Source organism: Psychrobacter sp. TB55-MNA-CIBAN-0194 (assembly GCF_040309505.1).
GTDB lineage: Bacteria > Pseudomonadota > Gammaproteobacteria > Pseudomonadales > Moraxellaceae > Psychrobacter > Psychrobacter fozii.
The window spans coordinates 1-236 of sequence record NZ_JBEOOW010000780.1; the positions used below are offsets into that span (position 1 = coordinate 1).

Here is a 236-nt window from a genome sequence, read left to right on the forward strand (position 1 = left end):
TACTGCTTACAACATTCTCAAGATTAGGAAAAGACAATGTCTGACTCTTTATTGCGTTATCAACAAGATATTCGTCGTTTTTCTGATGAATTAATTCGCATCCAAGCACCGATTAAAATTTTGGATTCGATAAAATGGCCAAGACAAGTTGAAGATGACTTTTTAGCCAAACAAAGCAAAGAATTACCCAACGTCAGTAATGATTTCTATCAATCGATTCCTTTATCATTTAACGC

At 33.9% G+C, this 236-nt stretch carries 1 protein-coding gene; it reads left to right on the forward strand.

The window, feature by feature from the left end:
- Window positions 1–36: 36 nt before the first annotated feature.
- Window positions 37–236: hypothetical protein (locus AAEY75_RS17075; RefSeq protein ID WP_352260374.1), on the forward strand; the 200-nt coding region annotated here is incomplete at its 3' end.